At 43.0% G+C, this 16,593-nt stretch carries 18 protein-coding genes; 1 reads left to right on the top strand and 17 read right to left on the bottom strand.

Going from position 1 to position 16,593, the window contains the following annotated elements:
• Positions 1–9 precede the first annotated feature (9 nt).
• Both FHS68_RS08750 and FHS68_RS08745 read right to left on the bottom strand, forming a co-directional pair.
• Positions 10–1,854 carry a sensor histidine kinase gene (locus FHS68_RS08750; RefSeq protein WP_167269198.1) on the bottom strand — a complete coding sequence of 615 codons (1,845 nt, stop codon included), beginning with the start codon at positions 1,852–1,854 and terminating at the stop codon, positions 10–12.
• A 272-nt stretch (positions 1,855–2,126) separates the two neighbouring features.
• Complete coding sequence (locus tag FHS68_RS08745) at positions 2,127–2,414, bottom strand: Arm DNA-binding domain-containing protein (protein ID WP_167269196.1); 288 nt, start codon at positions 2,412–2,414, stop codon at positions 2,127–2,129.
• An 833-nt stretch (positions 2,415–3,247) separates the two neighbouring features.
• Here FHS68_RS08745 and FHS68_RS08740 point away from each other — a divergent pair.
• On the top strand, positions 3,248–4,300 hold the full coding sequence (locus FHS68_RS08740) for a DUF932 domain-containing protein (RefSeq protein ID WP_167269194.1): 1,053 nt from the start codon (positions 3,248–3,250) through the stop codon (positions 4,298–4,300).
• Positions 4,301–4,423: 123 nt separating this feature from the next.
• Here FHS68_RS08740 and FHS68_RS08735 read toward each other — a convergent pair whose 3' ends face one another.
• The 15 genes from FHS68_RS08735 to FHS68_RS08665 all read right to left on the bottom strand — a co-directional run bounded on the left by FHS68_RS08735 (position 4,424) and on the right by FHS68_RS08665 (position 16,592).
• Positions 4,424–4,675, bottom strand: coding sequence for a hypothetical protein (locus tag FHS68_RS08735; RefSeq protein WP_167269193.1), 252 nt, complete (start codon positions 4,673–4,675; stop codon positions 4,424–4,426).
• A 98-nt stretch (positions 4,676–4,773) separates the two neighbouring features.
• The gene (locus FHS68_RS08730) at positions 4,774–5,052 is read right to left on the bottom strand and encodes a helix-turn-helix domain-containing protein (RefSeq protein WP_167269191.1); all 279 of its coding nucleotides are present in this window, start codon (positions 5,050–5,052) and stop codon (positions 4,774–4,776) included.
• Entirely contained in the window at positions 5,052–5,324 is a 273-nt protein-coding gene (locus FHS68_RS08725) for a helix-turn-helix domain-containing protein (RefSeq protein WP_167269190.1), read from the bottom strand. The genes FHS68_RS08730 and FHS68_RS08725 overlap by 1 nt, the downstream gene beginning before the upstream one ends.
• Before the next feature lie 320 nt (positions 5,325–5,644).
• Positions 5,645–6,436 carry a hypothetical protein gene (locus FHS68_RS08720; RefSeq protein WP_167269188.1) on the bottom strand — a complete coding sequence of 264 codons (792 nt, stop codon included), beginning with the start codon at positions 6,434–6,436 and terminating at the stop codon, positions 5,645–5,647.
• 12 nt (positions 6,437–6,448) lie between these two features.
• Positions 6,449–7,294, bottom strand: coding sequence for a conjugative transposon protein TraN (traN, locus tag FHS68_RS08715; RefSeq protein ID WP_167269186.1), 846 nt, complete (start codon positions 7,292–7,294; stop codon positions 6,449–6,451).
• 29 nt (positions 7,295–7,323) lie between these two features.
• The gene (gene traM / locus FHS68_RS08710) at positions 7,324–8,952 is read right to left on the bottom strand and encodes a conjugative transposon protein TraM (protein WP_167269185.1); all 1,629 of its coding nucleotides are present in this window, start codon (positions 8,950–8,952) and stop codon (positions 7,324–7,326) included.
• 155 nt (positions 8,953–9,107) lie between these two features.
• Positions 9,108–10,703 carry a L,D-transpeptidase family protein gene (locus tag FHS68_RS08705; RefSeq protein WP_167269183.1) on the bottom strand — a complete coding sequence of 532 codons (1,596 nt, stop codon included), beginning with the start codon at positions 10,701–10,703 and terminating at the stop codon, positions 9,108–9,110.
• 45 nt (positions 10,704–10,748) lie between these two features.
• Positions 10,749–11,093 carry a hypothetical protein gene (locus FHS68_RS08700; protein WP_167269182.1) on the bottom strand — a complete coding sequence of 115 codons (345 nt, stop codon included), beginning with the start codon at positions 11,091–11,093 and terminating at the stop codon, positions 10,749–10,751.
• 32 nt (positions 11,094–11,125) lie between these two features.
• A complete protein-coding gene (locus FHS68_RS08695; RefSeq protein WP_167269180.1) occupies positions 11,126–12,103 on the bottom strand; it encodes a 2-hydroxyacid dehydrogenase in 978 nt (325 codons plus the stop codon).
• An 84-nt stretch (positions 12,104–12,187) separates the two neighbouring features.
• Positions 12,188–13,237 carry a response regulator gene (locus FHS68_RS08690; RefSeq protein ID WP_167269179.1) on the bottom strand — a complete coding sequence of 350 codons (1,050 nt, stop codon included), beginning with the start codon at positions 13,235–13,237 and terminating at the stop codon, positions 12,188–12,190.
• Positions 13,230–14,423, bottom strand: coding sequence for a PAS domain-containing sensor histidine kinase (locus FHS68_RS08685; RefSeq protein WP_167269177.1), 1,194 nt, complete (start codon positions 14,421–14,423; stop codon positions 13,230–13,232). Before FHS68_RS08685 ends, FHS68_RS08690 begins: the two co-directional genes overlap by 8 nt.
• A gap of 220 nt (positions 14,424–14,643) precedes the next feature.
• Entirely contained in the window at positions 14,644–14,919 is a 276-nt protein-coding gene (locus FHS68_RS08680; protein WP_167269176.1) for a YtxH domain-containing protein, read from the bottom strand.
• 170 nt (positions 14,920–15,089) lie between these two features.
• Positions 15,090–15,650 (bottom strand): helix-turn-helix domain-containing protein, encoded by a 561-nt coding sequence (locus tag FHS68_RS08675; RefSeq protein ID WP_167269174.1) that lies wholly within the window; start codon positions 15,648–15,650, stop codon positions 15,090–15,092.
• Between the two features lie 268 nt (positions 15,651–15,918).
• Positions 15,919–16,209 carry a BON domain-containing protein gene (locus FHS68_RS08670; RefSeq protein WP_167269173.1) on the bottom strand — a complete coding sequence of 97 codons (291 nt, stop codon included), beginning with the start codon at positions 16,207–16,209 and terminating at the stop codon, positions 15,919–15,921.
• A gap of 101 nt (positions 16,210–16,310) precedes the next feature.
• On the bottom strand, positions 16,311–16,592 hold the full coding sequence (locus FHS68_RS08665; RefSeq protein ID WP_167269171.1) for a hypothetical protein: 282 nt from the start codon (positions 16,590–16,592) through the stop codon (positions 16,311–16,313).
• Between the last annotated feature and the right edge of the window lies 1 nt (position 16,593).

Below are 16,593 nucleotides of genomic sequence, written 5' to 3'. Positions count from 1 at the left end.
CGAAGGAAATTAGGCAAGTAGGTCTGCATGCAGGGGAAATGTAAGATGAATTCTCGTGCCGGAGCCGGGCTGTGATGTTACCGTTATGCTTCCCTTTAAGATGCCAGCCCGATGCTTTTGGTTAGCCAGTCCATTGCCCAAAGCTATATTGGTTTTTAGAAATCCCACGCCATTGTCTTCAATGATCAGGTTGGCTATTCCTTCGTCAATACGAAATTGAACGGTCAGTTCAGTAGCGCGAGCATGCTTGACCACATTGTGCAAAGCTTCTTTATAAATCATAGACAGGTGTCTCCAATGGTCTGGTGGCAGTATTGAAGCAGGCACGTTAGGAGGTATTGTCAGTTTTAAAGATATAGCTGAATGTTCAAGAACACTTGTTGTTAGAGCAGTAATTTGCTCAGTTAAATCGTCAGTATACAGGTGATGAAGGCTCAAATTCCAGACAATGTCGCGCATACGATCCATAACCTGTCGGGACGTGTCACCAATGGTAGCCAAAGTCAATTGCACGAATGCTGGCTGGGATGCCAACCGCTCCACGGCGATCTGACTCAAAATGTTTATACCACTCAGTTCCGAGCCAAGTTCATCATGCAAGTCCCGCGCAATTTCGCTGCGTATTTTTAGTAATTGTTGCTGCTTACGTTGGTTCTCTTGCAACTGTTCAATTAATGTTGCCTGCACCTGCACTTGCTCCTGCTGTGCAGTCAACTGCCTGTTGATTAAGCCCAACGAGAAGCTCAGGAACTCTGCCATATAAGCGGCAATCCAAATCAGCCTGTCACGGGTTTCCGCGCCTGCTAGATCCGGGAACCGCTGATTGATAAGACTGGCTAAACCTCCAATGAGAAGCATAACAATCCCCCAAAATATATATTTAACATTTTGGTCATAGTTTCTCCATAAGATCCAGAGATGAAGCACTCCAAACCCGATAAGGCTAACCTCAATAAATTGGTAGGTTATGACCCAAAAGGAAACAGAGACTCGCTGGATAGTTACGAATATATCAAGTACACCTAAGCCAAATAATATCCAGCCAAGCCAACGACTTATCCGGTCTGACTGAGGAGCTCGTATATCCGTTTCGACATATGCCCGAAAAAATAGCGAATAAGCGCATAAAGACCATAAAAGCGCTGTTAGCGAAAATCTGCTTGTGAAACCGATGGCACGTAAACCGGGCCAGCCATCCAGGACGATGGTTTCGTTTGTTAATAGCAGCCGAATGAGAGTCAGGAATAGATATAGCGCATAATATAGAAACTGAATGTCTCTCAAAAGAATATATTGTAAGCAAGTAAACAGGACCATGATTGAAATGACACCCCAGAAGAACACCTCTATTACCTGTTGGTGACGCTCGGAATCATAGAACCAAACCGCTTCGCTTGCCCGATAACGCTCCGGAGTATACAGCTGGATGCGGAACGTTTTGGGGTACGTACGCATGTGATTGGTCAGGTAAACACGGAAACAGGCTGATTGCCCTTGCTTAACTGTTCCAATCACCAATTCTTTATCTCGTCTAAAAGTCGCTTCGACTGGTCGGGGGGGGTTGGCCATTAATTGCCCCGCTTGGTCTAGCAGGATCATTTTCTTGTTTTGTATCCGATACAATCGTATAGAGTCGGGTAGGTTTTCAACCTTGATCACGATCAATGCCATCTTTGAGCCTGGATTAGTTACGACAAATTCACAGGCTACAGTTTGTTGCGATTCGCAGGTAAGGGGCGGTAAATTTGCAATGCCATTCACAAACGGATATGTAAATTCTTGCGCTTGCGCAGACAGCATTCCGATGGTCAGCCATAGAAAGGGGAATAACAGTCGACTTGCTGACATGAACATGGAATGGATCGTTTTTCTAAAATAGGGAAACACCCCAAGAAAAGAAAGTACGGCCCCAGGGTTAAATGAAAATTAGCCGGTCTTACCAGATATGCGCTGCGTTTGTGTTCCTTTTTCGTGGTGCATCTGATCTAACCTGATCTCACAATTGAAATTATGCTTCACAATTAGTCACACAAAACGTCGGATTTTAGTGAAACGCAATGAATTCAATGGGAATGCCCGAACTTCATGTACGTCAGTCTTAAAATGTTATCTCAAAAATCAACGTCTCAAATTATTATATTAAACTCTATGTCAGATTCAACTGCCTGACGATAGATCTCGTAAATTCTGAATTGCAAAGTGTCGAGATAAGCATTTAGTATTTTTGCATCTTCCCTGGTTCCGTTTTTTCTTTCTTTTTTCGGATTCCACTTTGCTGGCTCACATTTGCGGCCAGTGGAGATTTCTACACGCTCGCCATTCAGTGTGAGGCGAGCATAGATCGAATGTTCGTCCTCTGTGTGATTGCTACGTTTCTTTAAATAAAAAAACATAGTGAAGTTTCTTGTTAGCATAACATTAATTTTAAGTGAGTAAAACTACTAATAGTGCTGCCAAAAAATCAAGATGTTTATTTCGTGAACAGGTTGGTAATCAAACCATTGCATAGACTCGGGTGAGCATGGTTTCCACTTTTGATATGCTCCCGAGATGCTCACCCGAATATTGCGAATATTTGCATATTTTGGTAAGGTTTGAAAAACCAAAAAGCCTGTAAATGTATGATTTACAGGCTTTTTTTTTTAATACTGCTACTCGCAGAGAGGAAGAGATTCGAACGGATCTAGTAACGTTTTATCTATCAGTTAGTTAATCCAAATTCAAAACTCGCTCCATGAATCACGAGATATTTTCCTAAACAACTCCGATGCTCTTAATATGCTTGAACTTTTAATAATAACTATGCGACAACTACGCGAATTTAGTAACTTTTTACAAAAAAGGAAAGTCCTTAACATTTTGCATTGGTATTGACAACTTGGAAACCTACCTTCTGGATCAGCGAAAGGACGCGCAGATTTGGTGAACACAATTGTGTGATCTGTTATCAGAAAATAAAGTCTGACAAACAAACTCGGCAAAAGCGCAGCTAAATAAGTGGCCCTATTTTTGGAGACTATTGCAAGCCGCCAAAAGCTTACGGCATAATGGCGGCTTCTTCTATTGATTATGGTCGTGAAAGTGTAAGCCACCAGCCTGCGGCTCTTATTCCGTTTCCTTGTGGCCAGTTGAGGGCCACTGTTAGAGATGCTTTCTTTTTTCTCGTTTTTTCTTTGTCAAACATTCATTTAAAAGAAGCGAGAGGAAGGAGAAAGAAAATCATTTCTAACTTCTAACATGTACAATCATGGCTCACAACATCAATTTCAATGAGAACACCGACAAACACAGCTTTTTTAGTGTAAAAGAAAAAGCCTGGCACGGGCTCGGACAGGTGGTCGATCAATACCCAACCAGCAAGGAGGCAATCATTTACGCGGGACTTGACTATCAAGTTGAAAAAGCAAATTTATCGACCGGAATAGTCGCTAGTACAGAATCGAAAGACAATAACTCGGTTCCTGTTCCGGGATATTTTGCGACGGTGCGGATGGAGAACAATTCCATTTTAGGAGTGGTCGGCAAAGACTATCAAATAGTCCAAAACCGGGATGCTTTTACGTTTTTTGATACCATCGTCAGTGGTGATGGCATTATGTATGAAACCGCTGGTGCGTTGGGCAAAGGTGAAAAGATCTTCATTACGGCCAAATTGCCTGGTTATATTCAAGTCGGTAGCGATGATCTCATTGAGAAATACTTGTTTCTTACAACGTCCCATGATGGCAGTGGAAGCATTACAGCAGCCTTCACACCTGTAAGGATTGTTTGTGCCAACACACTCAATGCCGCCTTGAAAAATATGACCAACGTTTTAAAGATCCGCCACACGAGCAATGCGTCAGAGAGGTTGAGAACAGCTCACAAAGTGATGGGAATCGCAAGCCGGTTCAGCGAGGAAATAGGTGCAACTTTCAATGAATGGGCAAGAACACCAATTGCAGATCCACAAATGAAAAAGCTGATTGAGATAGCTATGGCGCCCAATAAAGAAGTCTTAGGCAATCTGAAGGATGGCAAAGTCAACGCGCTGTCAACTCAATTTACAAATATCGTTGAAGATGTATATGAATACGCATTGTCCAACCCAACCCAACAGCTACCGACAACAATGGGAACTGTATTTGGTGCATACAATGCTGTGACCGGTTATTTTCAAAATGTAAGAAAATTCCAGGATGACGAGGCGAAGTTAAAATCGATTGTCCTAGGCGGCACCGCTCAGCTCAGAACCCAGGCTGCTTTCAATTTGTGCAATGATTTTGCCAAACACGGGCCTTCAAGTTTCAATCTTAATTGACTGTGGGGGCTAGTCCCCCACAATCTTGTATTGACCTCTAAATGCGAGCCGCCCCCGACCCAGAGCTTTCAGCAGCTCAGAGTCGGGGGCGGTTCCATTTTTTGAGTTTTTCGAAAACAGGTGCTAACGACTGTTAAAAAGCTCTAAGACAATCAGAATAATACCCGACACTATTGCCAATGCCGAAATTATCATCAATAGTCCTTCCCCGGTCGATGTGAGGATTGCCGAAAAGTAACTGTTATAATGCTGAGCCCCACCATAACCTCTTCTGTTAAACCTTAGTTTACCCACAAATACCCTGAATGCCAGTCCAAGAGCAAGAAGAATCGCGCCGTAGACCATTACCGATGTAATACTGAATGCAAGAATCATAGCCCTTTTGTTTGAGTGATGACTGGTTGATCAGATGTAAAATTAATGCATTGGAAATACCCACACTAAACTTGATACAAGCCTGCACAGAATTTCAGCTACTCAACCATCCACACTTGGCTTCCCTGCTTGGGATGATGGGATGGCTCGTACCTGATGTAACCAAATGATTCAAGTTCTTTGAGATACTTATGGTATGTAGCAGTGCTTTTAGTTCTCGACATATGCATAATTGTACGACGAGTTACTGGAAAAGGACTTGATTGCCTATTTTGATCCCAAAGCAGAACGAGTGCCAGATAAGTCCCTACATGCCACACCTTTAATCGCTTATCTAGAAGAATGCGGCCGAAGAATTGGGATATTGATCTTTCCATTACCTTTTTGTTCTAATCTCAGCTGTAAGCAGCGACTGGATGTCTTGGAATGCGTAGTAAAAAGATCCTCCCACTTTATTGGGCCGAAGCTGGCCATTGATGCGCAAGTTTTGCAAAGTTCCAGGAGAGATATTTAACATCTTTCGGACATCAGCACTCTTGAGCCATTTTTTAGGCTCCGACTTATTGCATGTCAGGAATTGTTTTAAGTCCTCGAGTAGCTCTCTCCGGAATTCCTTCAAGTCTTCTTTGGTGATGAATTCAATATTCATATTTTGCGAAAATCAATAGTTGATTATTAGACCTGCTATGCCAACAACCGGATATTGCTAGGCCTATTTTTATGAAATGATGGCTCATAAACAATGTATCCGAAATCGCTCAGCTCGCGGACAACTCTGTAATAGGTCTTTCCACAAGATATTTTAGACAGGCTCATCAGCTCATAGCTGTACATTGATATGCATTCACTCATTAGCCTGTTTGCACAACGGAGAACGGCAGTGTAGACGCTGATATGCATCGCTGTGACACGAGCGTCTACACTGATATCGGTAAAGAATTGGTCGAGACGTTTTGTGATATCCATAGATTATTGGCTTACCGACATTCCTTGATTTTTCTTTGGCTTTTTGCCAGAGTGATGGTCTTTTCCATCGTCACCCAGGACCTGATCTACCTTTTGTGCCTGCTCTTTCCCTTTTGATTGGGATACCTCTTGCGACTGCCTGTTATTGATCCGGTGCATGTTTGAATCGTAGACCGTAATAGACTTGAATTGAGGATTCGCCTCAATGTACCTCCGCTGTTCACTGCCGTTTTCCAGGAAGGTCACCGATTGACGGTTCCCTTTTTGCAGCGAATCCAGCAGTTTTGACCTTTCCTGATCGTTCTGCAATTCCTTAATGGGATGCTTAGCAAGTTCATTTTCAAGCTTGAAGCCATAGTTTTCATGAAACTGTTTTTGCTTGAAGTTTCCCGCATTATCAGTCTGCTTAAAGTCCAATTGCAGCCAGGCATTGTAGATCTTACCTTCCTTATTTGTCAAATCTTTGTTGACAGCTCGCCCACTCATTAAATTGTACCCCTCCTTTAAGGTGATGTTGTTATCCTTACCTATATAGAAGGTCTGGTTCATTTTTTCATTGGCCTGATCTTGTTTCAATGAAGCAGTGTAACTATTAAAGAAATACATGTCTGTCGTGGCAGACTTCTTGAAATGCAGTGAGCTATTAAGCTCGTCTTTCCCAAAAGCACCTTGATGTTGCAAAGTGAATTCTGGCGGCTGCCTTTTAAGATTGTCTTTTAACTGGTTTTCCAAACCTTCGCCAAAACCGGTATACTTAACTTGATCGCGCAGATATTCAAAATTCTTTTCATTCATGATTTCTGAAGTTTAAAATTGATAATATGGGTATTGCTTGATTGGGACTGCCTTCAAAATGTGTTTGTTGCGAACTCTCAGATTGAGGTGCCTGCCGCCGTTCTTTTCCTGAACCTGGATTGCCAGGTATTTTTTGTCCGGAATCGTCATTTTTGGAAGCACATAGATGAAAGAGTGGGAGGAGTGCGGGGCAACAGCACTGGTATCGCCGCGGATGTGAAAAGGCTTGATCTCTGATTCCTGAATTGCAGTGCGTTTCGGATGTTTTCTATCTCTAAGAAAGAATCGAAAATTCTCTATATCGTACCGGATGGACGAGTTGTTGATCAGATCGACTTTGTAGACAAGCAGTCCTTCCTCAATGTAGAGTCCTGATATAAATAGCTCAGCTTGCGAGGATTTGTCCTTGATTGAAATATTTCTATCGCTATTTGTCCCGACAGTCTCAGCCACCTTCGAGACTTCATCTTCATTAATGGCATCGGTGCCCAGCTGGGCAATCTGTTCAAATGGAGGGCTCACCTGAATATTTAGATTAAGCGGCTCGGAAGCATATTCAACAGCAAATGAGAATAGCTTGCCATCGGCGGTAATAACCGTTAGATTAGTAGGATTCAAGCCGGCCCGGGCCGCTTTGACTTGAAGAATGTTTTCAACGCCAGCTGCTTTCTGGGCGAGTAAATCCTTGCTACCCCGGTCTACTGATTTGATACTGAAGGGAAAGATTAAGTGTGTGGTTTTATTCGTAGTTACTTCCAGCGGGAAGGGTTCAATAATCGAGGTTTCCATAACCTGACAAAAGCCATTTGGAATGATTAGAAGGCACAGCAGTAGCTGACACAAAAGAAATGTTCTCATGATGATTGAATGATTAGTAAAAATTGAGACTAAATTGACTTGGCGTTTACGTCTTTGAGGAGCACCCGGTAACCGGCTTTAACGGTTACCTGAATCAGCTTTGCTTTTCTGCCGAGGAAGGTTTTGGCAGCTTCAATACCAGCACTTGCAGCCTGTGCGCCGAGCGATGGATCAAGCATCGGAATATTAATGCCTTGAATAGCCCGGTCAGAAGATTGCTTACCAACATCCCGAGAAATCGCTCCTGGAATATAAATTCCTTCCATTCCATCCATGTCATAGACAGATAGACTGATGGGAAATAGCCCATTATCTGAGCGGACGGATTCGATGACGACACGCAACCGCTCCTGGTTTAAGCTTGCTTTGCCGTACAAAAAGCTGCCAGCCGGAATCCGTTTGCCTGCAATGAAGACATCAGTTGACAGTCTTAGCTTGATTGTGGCCCCCGTGACCAGCGTTTGATTCTGATCAATCACAGCCTCAATGGCAGGCAGATTTGTCGAGCTGGGTTCTGAGTTTTCCAGCGAGTAGAATCCCGTACTTGCGCTCAATCGGTCAGGATGGCGCGTTGCCGCTGAATCCGAGTGCGTGTCGGCACCTCCGAGTAATGTAATGTTAGCCTGGTCACTGGATTGGATAACTGGAAAAACCTGTTTTTGATTTGCAATCGATTGTTCTGTTAGCTTACTAGCCGCAAGGTCAGGGTTTTGAATTTGCATAATTTTGTCAAGCATGCCACTGAGCTCCTGCATTTCCGGATCGGATTCGGGCACCAACGCTTCTTCGTCAAGACCTGCCACGGGAATAACCTTGTCAACTATTGCTTCAAAAATCTGTCCTTTGTAGCTATCCATTGTAAGCAGCATTTTTTGTCCCGCCTTTATTCTTGTTATATCATTTTCGTCGATCTGCAATTCCAATAAAAAGTCATTCGCATCTCCTACAAGCGCAATGGGGTTTATAGTATTAACCATCTCGCCAGATTCTTTAAGTATATCATATACCTTTCCGTCTCGCTCGCTTCTGACGGTGAAGTCCCCAGACGCAGTTTTTGATATTTCCAATGTCTTACGTGATTGTTTCTGCTGGAAACTGATTTGCTTTTGCATCTCTGCAAAACGGAGTTTTGCGGTTTGATAACCGTTTTTTGAATTGGCATAAGTAAGCTGCCTGGCATCCAAATCATTGCTGGTCCCTACTTTTTGTGCCCAGAGATTTTTTTGGCGTTGCAATAGTGAAAGGTCATTGTCCAGCTTCGTATTTGCAAGCCTGATCGCCATTGACAGTTCATCAAGCTTTTCTTTGTTTGAAGCCACCGATGCGTATTGGGCATTCAGAAGCGCGTTTTCGGTGTTCAATTTTGCAGCGGTATTTGTGATCTGTACGAGCGGGGTTCCTTTGGAAATGATATCTCCTTTGCTAACCAAAATCCTGCTGATGATGCCGGCAGCAGAAGCGTAAACCTGGTATTGGTTTTTACTTTTGACAATACCTGATGCATATACCGATTCGGTTATAGGCTCCATGGAAGGCTTCAACTTTTGCGGATCGTTTTTACAGCTTGTCAGCGAAAGTATCATGAAAAAGAGAACATGCTGCTTCCTGATGCCCTGTCGGGCTATGTGAGTCGTATATTTTTTTGTTTTAAGCTTCATCCTGAATTTTTCTTTCGAGTTTGAGAATCAAATTTCTGGGAATAAAGCCAACAGTATTCGCCCAGATATTATTTATTTAGGGAGGTCCGCTGTATTGACTAAGGCTCCTCTGGCAGTATTTATCAGCATCGCACCGTCTCTTCATTAGCGTTATTCTATTCGCCTGAGGCAAATAATCGATCGGCCATTTTTCTATCATGCCCGTAAATATCCTTTCGGAAATTGAGTTTACCGGTATGGTCTACCCAGGCGGTAAAGTAGCCGATAAAGACTGGTATTTTGCCGCTACCATGCAGCTGCACAAATTTTTCCTTCCCTCTATTCATTGCGGCCGTTATTTTCGCGGATGTCCAGGTTGAGTCTTTGCGCAGCAGGAACTCTGCCAGTTTTTTAGGCTCCGATAGCCGGATGCATCCGTGGCTGAAAGCACGTTGCGATTCACCGAACAAACTTTTTGAAGGGGTGTCGTGCAGATAAATATTGTAGCTGTTAGGGAAAAGAAATTTCACAAGGCCTAGGGAGTTAGATTTGCCTGGTTTTTGGCGCACACTGCCACCGCTCCATTCCATATTATGTCTGACCAGGTAATTTTTACTGCGTTTTATGCCGGGCAGAACTTCATTTTTCAGTATGCCTGGCGGCACATTCCAGTACGGGCTGAATACAATCTGGTTCAGCGTTCCCGCAAAAATCACCGTATTGTGAACCTCCGTACCTACCACCGCATTCATACTAAATGCGAGCTGGCCTTTTTCATACATATGAAGCCGAAATTCGGGAATATTTACAAGGATGTAGTCGGTTGAGGGCGCGGCAGGGACCCATCGGATCCGTTCCATATTGATAAGCATTTGACGAATCCTTTCACCTATTGGCACATTCAATTCTGCTAAAAATGCCCGGCCGATTTCGCCTGTATTTTTTAACCCCAGCCGGGTTTGAAAAGACTTTACCCCCTCGAAAAGCCAAGAATCAAATACATTGCTTGAATCACCTGCTTCTGCTTCCATATCTCTCAGCAATGCCAGTCGTCTTCTTATTTCGGGAATCAACGGTGAAATGCCCCCTTTTTTTATGGCCTTAACGGTGGACAGTTCCGTCCAGTCTTCGGACGAAAGCGAATGGTAGATTCTTAATTGCTCTTTAAGCAGGTTATACTGCCGGTTCACTGGTTCATAAGAAGCTAAATTTTCTCCATTATTTTGTACCAGAGAATCCAGGAATTCACCAGGGTTAACTTTTTTTCGGGGGATAAACCAATCCAGTTCCTGAATGTTGATGCTTCTGTCGCCCGAGTAGGCTTTCTGAGTATACCTGAAAAAATGTTCTGTCAATGCCAGTTCGGTTTTTATTACCGCAGGGTCAGTTGATATAATATCTTTACGCAGATCCAGGGAATCAATACTCGCCAGCAGGGAAGGGTCAAAGAGCGAACTGTCACCGGAATCGAAAATATAGTCATTTTGCAGGCTCAGGAATGTTTGCACATACTCAGCCATTCCGTCGGGAAAAAACCATGCAAACTGATTGTTCCTCCGATTATAAAAATCTTGGATTTTGTTATTAAGGCTATCGTCGCTTTTATGCGTTTGCATAAATTGCATAATTGCAGTCGTGTCAATGAAAAGCTTGGTGAAAGCGTTTTCAATTCTGATGGTAGTATCTCTTTTGGCACGATCGGTGCGAGATTCTTTCTTGGTTTGGCAAGAGGACAACAAAGGCAGGGCAATCGCAAAAGCGAATAGAGTCATTAGGCGACAAGTTTTGAGAGAACTGATGATTTTTTCCATCGTATCTTAAATCGCCATACGCTTGGTTATGACTGTGTGCTTATCATCCAAAATGTCCAGATTACCTGTCTGTTCGGAGTGGTTATAAGTATAGATTGCCCGAAGATGGTTGGTTTGCCCTTGATCAACTCCCATATCCGCCAGCGCCGAAGTAAAGATCGCATTATGCCGCTGGTCGAAGATCATCAGTTTGTACAAGGGTGTATCCGGAAATTCTCCGTTTTTACTTGTGCAAAATTCCATTAGGTTTTCTTTACCTATTTTTCCGGAGTAGCAATATAGTTGGGTTGCGACCTGTGTGTCATCTGAGCCCTGGAGCATTTGATCAACAAATTCATATGGGTATTTCATGAGATATGGTTTGATAAGATTGGCAATACTAATCAGTGAATCGGGCTGCTTTTCAATGAAGACTCCCAATTACCTAGATTTTCGATCGTGCTCTGGGCGATTTGTTGTAGTGCCTCAATGGTGAGAAATGCCTGGTGCGGGGTTACGATTACATTGGGATAGGTTAGCAATTTGATAAGTAGAGGATCTTTGATCTGATTAGAATGGTCATCCTCGGATAAAATCGGTTTTTCATATTCGTAAACATCGATTCCCAGGTATCCGATCTTTCCCCGATCAAGAGCGTCAGGCAGGTCCTCCGTATTGATCAATGCGCCCCTGGAAGTGTTAATGAGCATAACTCCGTCTTTCATCAATGCAATACTTGACACATTAATCATATGTTTTGATTGCGGAGTCAAAGGTAAATGCAGTGAGATAACATCTGATTGCGCAAGAAGATCGTTTAGGGATACTTGCTCGATATTTTCCAGACCATCCTGTTTAATGATATCAAAACCTAATACATAGCATCCCAAGCCTTTAAAAATGGCGGCAGCGGCCTTGCCTGTGTTTCCCAGTCCTACGATTCCAACTGTCTTTCCCGAAAAGGTAAATCCGGTAAGACCATCGAGCTTAAAATTGTAATGATGGCTGTCGGCGTCGGCTTGTATGAGATGACGGTTGAGTGCCATCGCTAACGCAACTGCAAGTTCCGCAATGGAAGCGGGGGAGTACGCGGGCACACTTGCGAGCTTTATTCCCCTCAGTGCAGCAGCCTCTTTATCTATATGGTCTGTTCCGGTAGAACGCGTTGCAATATATTTTATACCAATTTCAGCCAATTTATCGATAATAGGTGCGGAGACTTCATCATTAGTCGATACAAGCACCGCCTCTTTACCTTCGGCAAAACGGCAGGTAGTTAAGCTGAGTGCATTGGATATCAGCGTAATGTCATGCTTTTTTTGATTGGCCATGGCCAAAAACTTCTTTTCGAAGGTCTTTACACTATATGCTACTACTTTCATGATGTCGGTCGTTTCCAATACACGAAATTAACTACATCAGGTTATGTCAACGGCAAGTAACATCAGGCTTTTATGTGATGCTTATCAGTTTTTCATTTTTTGAAGTCCATCCAGGTCCTGGATAATAATCATGCTTCCCTTTTTGTCGATCAAACCTTCGTCCTTAAAGTCAGTGAGCGTGCGGCTTACCGTCTCCGAGGCGATACCAGCCATCGAAGCGAGCTCATCCCTGGACATTTTAAATTCTGTCAGCTGTCCTTGTGTGCTCAATTTAACCAGCACGTTCGACAACCGTTTTCGGACCGAATGATAAGCAAGGCTTAGCAACTGTTCTTCCTTCTCGTGGATGTCATTGGACAGGATCCTGATGAACTGACTGCCAATATCAGGATATTGGTTGATAAGCGCGATGACCGAATCTTTTTGCAGCATGCAAACGGCTGAGTCTTCCAGTGCTTCTGCGGTTTCGGTAAAAGCGTGCTCCAGAAGTAAGGCGCTTACGCCCAGGTAATCATCCGTTCTAAAAAGCCCCGTTACGAGCTCCCTGCCGTCCTCTGATCTTTTGGCCGTTTTGATGGAGCCGTCCAGCACCAGATAGATGCCAAGCGGCTGATCCCCGTCATAATACACAATCTGCCCTTTTTTGATCTGCCTAATTTTACGGCCGGTAATCAATGCTTGTAGGTTCGCGGCTCCACTTTCTGAAACAGCTGTAAGGCTTTCCAGTCTTTGCAGCGTTTTACTATGAAACGCTTTTTGTTTCTGCTCTTTTGCAAGTCTCCCTTCAATTGCTTTTAAGAGTTCTATTTCATCAAATGGTTTGGTCAGGTAGTCATCAGCACCCATTTCCATCCCTTTTCTGAAATCGATTCTCTCCGCTTTTGCCGTCAGGAAAATAAACGGGATTGAGTCAGTCTCCAAGTTTTTTCCAAGCATATATAGCACACCGTAACCGTCCATTTCGGGCATCATGATATCACAAAGTATTAAATCAGGCCTTTGCCGGAGCGCGAGTTCAACACCTTCTTTTCCATTGTTGGCCTGCCTGACCACATAGCCTGAAAATTCAAGGATTTCAGCGGTGCTTTCCCTGATGTCATCATTGTCTTCAATAATCAGGATCTTTTCATTCATGACTATTTTCAAAAGAAAGTGTGAATGAAGTGCCCTGGTTTACATTGCTTGTAAACTTAACCTGTCCGTTCATTAGCTGGACATACCTGCTGACGATGTTCAGGCCCAAACCCGTTCCCGGAATAGTACCGGTGTTATGTGCCCTGAAAAAGGCTTCAAATAAATGTTCCTGGTCTTCTTTGGGTATACCGATCCCATTATCTTGAATACAGATACTCGTTAGAGACGGCGTTATTTCAGTATTGAATTCGATGAACGTATTCTCGCCGGAATATTTGATTGCATTGCTGATCAGGTTGACAATGGCGTTTCTCAATAAGGATTGATCCAGGATTACAGTAGCTGAGGTGCCGGAATGCTGATAAATAATCTGCTGGTTTTGTTTTGCGATCAGCTGCATATCTTCGGTGATTTCCTCAGAGAATTTTACGATGTCAAATTCTGTTAAAACGGGTTTAAATTCTCCCGCTTCAAGCCTTTCCAGTGAAAGAAAATCATTGAGCACGCCAGTTAGGTGAGCGACCAAAACCTTGATTTTAGCGGTATGCCGGGAAATATTCGGGCTGATCGACTCCCCGGAATATTTCTCGATCAAAATGGAGGAAAGCTGGATCGCACTCAATGGAGTACGGAATTCATGCGAAGCCATCGACACAAACCTGCTTTTCAGCTGGCCGAGCTCCATTTCTTTTTCCAGTAACCGGCTCACTTTTTCTTTGGCTTCGCCCAGTGCCGTTATCGTTTCATGCAATAAACGGGTGCGTTCCTGCACTTGCTCTTCCAAATGGAGCGCATATTCCTTTAACTTCTCTTCGGCATCCTTTTCGCGACTTAGGTCATGAATGAACCCTGTGTATATTTTCCGGCCTGAAAACTGGACCTCACTGATGCCTAAGCGAAAAGGAAAAACTGCGCCCGATTTTCTCAGACCTGTTACTTCTCTGCCGGTTCCGATTATGGACTTTTTAGCAGTCTGATGATAATTATGGAGATAATCATTGTGTTTGTCACGGTCGGGGGAGGGCATTAACATGGAAATGTTTTGCCCGATAACCTCGCCGGGGTCATATTCAAACAACCTGCAACCAGATGGGTTAATCGTTTCTATGGTTCCCTGACAGTCAATCGTGATAATCCCGTCGATCGCATTGTCGATGATCGCTTTTAACAAGGCTGAGTTTTCCATGAAATTTGCCCAAACCGGAGCGATTGATGTCCTGTAAGGTACAGAACTTATAAGGGAATCCCCCTCTTTTGCCTTAATCTTCGGGAATTGATCCTGACCCTGGCCATAAATTCTTCCAGGCTATCGGTTGGATTTTTAGGGGTTACAATCTTGCTATTGACTGATTTCACTAGAAATTGCCTAAGAAAATGATGGATGTAATAAGTCATGATTTGTTTCTTTAAATGATGATTTCATTTTTTTGATCCGCATCTGCCCAATCGCGCGAGACATTAGAAGGTTTAATCGACATTCCGCTTAAAATTTCATCCAGTTTTGTTTTCACATTACAAACCATACGGTTGTACCCAATAATCTCATTCTCGAGAATGCCTTCTGCTTTTTGCCTGATTTTTTGTCTGGTTTGCGAACCTTTATCGGGAGCAAGCAACAATCCTATTGCAAAACCCGCAGAGCTGGCAAGTAGCAGGCTGCATAATATTTTTCCGCTTTTCATGATAATTTACTGTTAACGGCACTTTTGAAGCCTGTCTGATATAACGATGTAGTATATACGTAAATATGGACTTTTTGTCTTAGGCCGATTTTATGCCCTGACAATACATATAAATTTGAGATAATTTTATTCGTAAAGCCTTACATCTTACCTGTAAGAAGTTACACTTTTCACATGTTTTCTAAAGTGTTCCACCTCTTCTGACTTTCATGCATGTATGTGGATGGAGAAAGGCCCGTGACTTTCTTAAACTGGTTTGAAAGGTGTGAGACACTACTGTAGTGCAATTTGTAAGAAATCTCTGTGAGGTTCAGTTCCTTGTATTGAAGCAGCTCCTTGACCCTTTCGATTTTATGGTTAATTATAAAATGCTGAATGTCAATGCCTTTTGTTTTGGAGAATAAGTTGGACAGATAAGTGTAATCATAACCCATTTTTTTGCTGATGTAGTCCGAGTAATTCGTTGTTGGAAGGTCATCCGTATAATGAACGAGCTCAACGATCACATTTTTTATCTTTTCAATCAAGATACTCCGCTTGTCTTCCATCAGCTCTAGTCCTGAAGCGCGGAGGTTTTCCCTCAGGCATTTACGCTGCGGGGTGGTTATTTTTTTCATTATTTGAACAGCACCCAGCTCTACTTTTTTGCAGTCCAGCCCCAGTTTCGTCAACTCTTCTCTGACCCTGATTTTGCAACGCGGGCTAACCATGTTCTTAATGTAAAGTATCATAAATTTTAAATTTGATTGATAATTAGGATTAAACCTGGTTCTGATGATTTTAACTTATTCGAAAGGTATGGTGAAGAATTGGGCAAAAAAGTGACGATCGTCACAATCGGCAGTGATCATGATTGTCTTCTGGATTTTGAAGAATTACTTGAATCTTAGAAATATTTTTTGGGCGTGGTTGCGCAAGAAAAAGGAAGTAATAATAATTACCTCCTTTTCTTCAATCTGATACGTATTAGCTTAGCTTAAAAAATACTGGAAGGTTTAGTTACTGCGCATATTCATTGTGGTAAGTAAGGTAGTTGATCACGGCCCTGATACCGAAAATATCCCTGATGCACTTTTGGGCCGAAATCCTTTCCTTTTGCAGACGTACAGTTCCTTCTAAATAAACTAGGCGGCCAGTGACCCGGACCCTTATTTTGTCACAGTTGATGAATGCATTGGCGTGAAGGGCATTTATCACTTTTTTTTCGAGGTTTTTGTCAGTTTCGAGGTTGGCGGCATCGGAATCAAAGTCTGGCTGCCAGGATGTTTGGACTTCTGCGATTTTTGTCATGATTCAGCATGTAACGTGAATAAGTTGTTTGTGGGTTACCTCGCACTTAACCATTTACCATTGTCAATGAGACCTGAATTACATATGCCGGGGTCGTTCAATTAGGCAAGCTCGATATTGTTTTTAAGCAATGCTGCGACAGCAAGTGTTCTTTCTGAGCTTCTTGCTTCTTTAAGCTGCTTTTTCAACTCGAAGGCAAATAGTTTATTTTCTTTCGACAATTTCTTCTTTGCGATATGCACGAAGTCTTCATAGAGCTTCTTCGCCGCTTTCCTGATCACATTCTCCTGTTTTGAGGTTTCCTCATTGTTTGCATCAATTTTCAAGTTAGCATTCAGGGCCTGGATGATTTCAGTGACGCGCTGCTGTTTTTCTGGTTTCATG

It is taken from the genome of Dyadobacter arcticus, assembly GCF_011762185.1.
Classification (GTDB): domain Bacteria; phylum Bacteroidota; class Bacteroidia; order Cytophagales; family Spirosomataceae; genus Dyadobacter; species Dyadobacter arcticus.
Note: the sequence above shows the minus strand (reverse complement) of the source record. Positions and strands in the feature narration are given on the sequence as shown.